The organism is Streptomyces sp. NPDC059851 (assembly GCF_042732005.1).
Lineage (GTDB): Bacteria > Actinomycetota > Actinomycetes > Streptomycetales > Streptomycetaceae > Streptomyces.
In genome coordinates, this window is the sequence record NZ_JBHWJJ010000072.1 from 30,714 (window position 1) to 34,312 (window position 3,599).

A 3,599-nucleotide genomic window follows, 5' to 3' on the forward strand; every position below is an offset into this window, starting at 1 on the left:
CGGGCCGGGGGTCGCCGCCGGCGCCGGGGGCGCGCTGGCCGGGGGCCCCCTTCAGCTCGGCGGGCCGCGCGCCCCCCCGGACGCGGCGGGCGACGACCGTGAGCGGGCCGTTCACGCCGGGGCCGAAGCCGTCGGCGAGCAGGTCGTAGGCCTGCCGGGTGGTGGAGGTCTCCGGGTTGTTGCCCTGGTCGGAGGTGCCCAGGTGCAGGGAGAGGGTGGGCAGGGCGAGCCCTGCCATGACCACGGCGGCGACCAGGCCGAGGAGCTTGGGGTGTCGTTCGACGAAGGCGGACCAGCGGGCGGCGAATCCGGTGGGCAGCTCGGGCTGCGGACCGTCCTCGGCGAGCTTGCGGCGCTCGCGGCGCGAGAGGGCGCGCATGCCGATGTACGAGAGCAGGGCGGGCAGCAGCGTGACCGACGCGGCGACGGTGAGGACCACGGTGAGGGAGGCGGCTATCGCGACGCCGTTGAGGAAGCTCAGTCTCAGCACCAGCATGCCGAGCAGGGCGATGCAGACGGTCGCTCCGGCGAAGACGACGGCCCGGCCGGTGGTGGCGACCGCCTGCTCGGCCGCCTCGTGGACGGCCGCGCCCCGTTTGAGGGCCTTGCGGTGGCGGGTGACGATGAACAGTGCGTAGTCGATGCCGACGCCGAGTCCGACGAGGGTGCCGAGCATGGGTGCGAAGTCGGCGACCGCCATGGCGTGCCCGAGCAGCGTGATGCCGAAGTAGGCGGTACCGACACTGACCAGGGCGGTCGCGATCGGAAGCGTGCTCGCGGCGAGCGAGCCGAAGGCGAGGAAGAGGACCAGGGCGGCGACGGCGACGCCGATGACCTCGGCGAGGTGGGCGGTGGGCGCCTCGGTCAGGCCTATGGCCCGGCCGCCGAGCTCGACCTGCAGGCCGTCCGCCTCGGTGGCCGGGTTCTTGGCGGCGTCGACCACGGCCTCGGCCTGCGCCTTGGGCACGGAGTCGGCCGGCCGGTCGAAGGTCACCACGGCGTACGCGGTGCGCCCGTCGGCGCTGATCCGGGCGGCGCTCTCGGGGCCGGGGTCGTACGGGCTGCCGACCGATCCGACGCCGGGCAGTTGGGCGATGGCGGTGAGGGCCCGGGTCATGCGCTCTTGGACGGCGGGGGTGCGGGCCGTCTGGTGCTCGGGCGTGTGCCAGACCACGGTGTCGGTGTCGCCACCCTGGCCGGGGAAGCCCTGGCGCAGGAGTGCGTGGGCCCGGCTCGACTCGGTGCCGGGGACCTCGTAGTCGTTGGAGAACGCCGTTCCGGCGGTGAGGGCTGCCGTGGCGGTCCCGCCGAGGGCGAGCAGCCAGATCAGGGCGGCCACCAGCCGGTGCCGCATGCACCACCGTGCGATTGCTGCCAAGGGACGTGCTCCCTGAGGGTTCGGGTCTTTACCGGGAGGCCGCCCGACGCAAAGGAACGCTGGACCTCGCGAAGGCAGGGCCGAGGGCCCGGGAGGGTCGCTCCGGGCTCGGGCCGAGACGGTCTGCCAGGCCACGATCGCAGCGTTTCGTGATCGTTGGCCCGTTTCGTGTGCATCATCACAGCGCCGGGCGGAACCGGCGGAAGTGTGCGGTTGCGCGTCAGCCGACGGGCGGGGCGCCCGGTTCGTCGACGCGGTAGCCGGGGACGGAGGGCCAGCGGACCGTGAGGACCACCGACTCCTCCTCCGCGCACCAGGAGTGGTCGACGCCCCGGCCCCAGACCACGTAGTCCCCCTGCTCGTCTAGGACGACGCTGCGGCCCGGGAAGTCCATCCGGAAGCGCCCGCTGATGAGCACCAGGAGGGCCGTGCGTTCCTCCCCGGTCGTCCACCGGGCCCGTTCGTCGCCCTTGGGATGGACGCCCCACTTGATCTCCACGTCCTTGCTGTGGCGCGGGTCGGCGGGGTCCTTGAAGTGGCCGAGGAGCCAGCCCCGGTCTGCGGCGGCGTCGGGGGTGGCCTTGCCGGTGTGGATCTGGACGTCGTTCACGGGGTGAGGCTAATGCAGTTGCGCGGGCCCCCGGGCCGGTGGTCGGCTGCACGGATGACGACGGATCTTGACGAACTGGTGCGGTTGCGGGCGGTGTACGACCGGGAGCTGCGGCGCGACGCGGTCCCCGACACGGCGCGGGCCCGGGTGGAGCGTGCGGGGGCCGTCGTACGGCAGACCACCCCCGGGGAGGGGTGGAACGGCGTGCTCTGGTCGGACCTCGACGAGGGCACCGCGGATGCGGAGATCGCCGCGCAGGTGGCGCACTTCGAAGGCCTCGGGTCCGGGTTCGAGTGGAAGCTGTACGGCCATGACCGTCCGGCGGACCTCGCGGCGCGGCTGCGGGCGGCGGGCTTCGCGCCGGAGCCGGCCGAGACGGTGCTGGTGGGCCGGGCGGACGAGCTGGCCGCGCTGCCGGTCGAGCCGCCGGAGGGGATCACCCTGCGTACGGTGGAGGACGCGGCCGGCGTGGAGTTGATGATGGACGTCCACGCCCGGGCGTTCGGGACGCACCGGCCCGGCATCCGGGAACTCCTGCTCACGCTCCTGCGGGAGGAGCCGGAGACGGTGGCGGCGGTCGTGGCGATGGCCGGGGACACCCCGGTGAGCGCGGCCCGGATGGAGATGCGCCCGGGCTGCTCGTTCGCCGGGCTGTGGGGCGGCGGCACCCGTGCCGAGTGGCGGGGCAGGGGCCTGTACCGCCTGCTGGTCGCCCACCGGGCGCGGATCGCCGCGGAGCGCGGGATCCGCTGGCTCCACGTGGACGCGTCGGAGGACAGCCGCCCGATCCTGCAACGCCTGGGCTTCGAGGTGCTGGGCCGGACCGTCCCGTACACGTGGGAGCCCGGGCCCGCATAGCCGCGGGCCCGCCCGGCTCCCGGACCGTACGGCTGCGGGCTTGGACGGCTCCCGGCCTGCCCGGCCACGGCCTGCCCGGCCACGGGCCGCCCGGACACGGCCCGCCCGGCCACGGGCCGGCGCAGCCGCCCGCCCGCCGGCCCGACCCCCTCCCCTACCGCCGCAAACGCGAAAGGATCACGCCATGGAACGGATCTCCCCGCCCTTGACCGGCAGCGAGCGCGAGATGCTGCGCGCCTACCTCGACTACCACCGCGCCACCCTCGCCTGGAAGTGCGAGGGGCTGACGGACGAGGAGCTGCGCCGCCCCTCGATGCCGCCGTCCACGCTGTCGCTGTTGGGCCTGGTCCGTCACATGGCCGAGGTGGAGCGCCACTGGTTCCGGCGCACCCTGGCCGGCGAGGAGGTCCCCCACCTCTGGTCCGACCGGCACGACTTCCAGGCCGCCTACGACGCCGCCGGCGCCACCCGCGCCGAGGCCTTCGCCGCCTGGGAGGCGGAGGTGGCGCATGCCCGGCGGATCGAGGCCGCCGCGGAGTCCCTCGACGTGACGGCGTACGTGAAGAGCTGGCAAGAGGAGGCCTCGCTGCGCCTGATCATGCTGCACCTGATCCACGAGTACGCCCGGCACAACGGCCACGCCGATTTCCTGCGGGAGGCCGTCGACGGCGCGACGGGTGCCTGACGGGTCGGCCCGACCCCGGTCGGGCCGACCCCACCCCCCCCCCAAAAGTTATGGCAGCCAAACCAAAA

Annotated in this window: 4 protein-coding genes; 2 read left to right on the forward strand and 2 right to left on the reverse strand. The window is 74.4% G+C overall.

From position 1 onward, the window contains the following. On the reverse strand, positions 1-1,378 hold a 1,378-nt coding region (locus ACFV7Q_RS23270), incomplete at its 3' end, for an MMPL family transporter (RefSeq protein ID WP_385431183.1). 220 nt (positions 1,379-1,598) lie between these two features. After that, positions 1,599-1,988: a signal peptidase I gene (locus ACFV7Q_RS23275; RefSeq protein ID WP_385431185.1), complete on the reverse strand. Its 390-nt coding sequence runs from the start codon at positions 1,986-1,988 to the stop codon at positions 1,599-1,601. A gap of 54 nt (positions 1,989-2,042) precedes the next feature. Here ACFV7Q_RS23275 and ACFV7Q_RS23280 point away from each other — a divergent pair, with 54 nt between their 5' ends. Further along, positions 2,043-2,846, forward strand: a complete 804-nt coding sequence (locus ACFV7Q_RS23280) for a GNAT family N-acetyltransferase (protein ID WP_385431187.1) — start codon at positions 2,043-2,045, stop codon at positions 2,844-2,846. A 184-nt stretch (positions 2,847-3,030) separates the two neighbouring features. Beyond that, positions 3,031-3,531 (forward strand): DinB family protein, encoded by a 501-nt coding sequence (locus ACFV7Q_RS23285; RefSeq protein WP_385431189.1) that lies wholly within the window; start codon positions 3,031-3,033, stop codon positions 3,529-3,531. Positions 3,532-3,599: the final 68 nt, after the last annotated feature.